The sequence below is a fragment of the Bradyrhizobium sp. NBAIM03 genome (assembly GCF_020194055.1).
In the GTDB taxonomy this organism is placed as follows: Bacteria; Pseudomonadota; Alphaproteobacteria; order Rhizobiales; family Xanthobacteraceae; genus Bradyrhizobium; species Bradyrhizobium yuanmingense.
This window is the reverse complement of sequence record NZ_JADYVS010000188.1, coordinates 1-428: the sequence shown is the minus strand read 5'-3', so window position 1 is coordinate 428 and position 428 is coordinate 1. Positions and strand designations below refer to the sequence as shown.

Genomic DNA, 428 nt, shown 5'->3' with positions numbered 1-428 from the left:
AACAATCTGCGCGGCACGCTCAAGAGCTGCGCGATCCGTTCGCCCGGCTTTGGCGAGTCGCGCACGGAGCAACTGGCCGACCTTGCTGCGCTGACTGGTGCGACCGTCATCTCATCGCAGACCGGCGTTTCATTGGAGCATGCGACGCTTGATCAGCTCGGCCACGTACACCGTACGGAAACCACCAAGGATGCGACCACACTCATCGCGGGCGATACGGCAAAGGCCGCAGTGGAGCAGCGCGTTGCCCAATTGCGGGCACAGCTCAACGAGGCAAAGACGGACTACGACCGCGAGCAGCTTCAGCGACGGCTTGCACGCCTGAGCGGTGGCGTTGCCGTCATCAAGGTGGGCGCGGCAACCGAGGCTGCGTTGCACGAGCGCAAGAACCGCTTCCAGGATGCCCTTCACGCCACGCGTGCCGCCGT

Annotated in this window: 1 protein-coding gene; it reads left to right on the top strand. The window is 64.5% G+C overall.

The features are described 5' to 3' along the window. On the top strand, positions 1 to 428 hold a 428-nt coding region (locus I6F21_RS38020), incomplete at both ends, for a TCP-1/cpn60 chaperonin family protein (protein ID WP_276573645.1).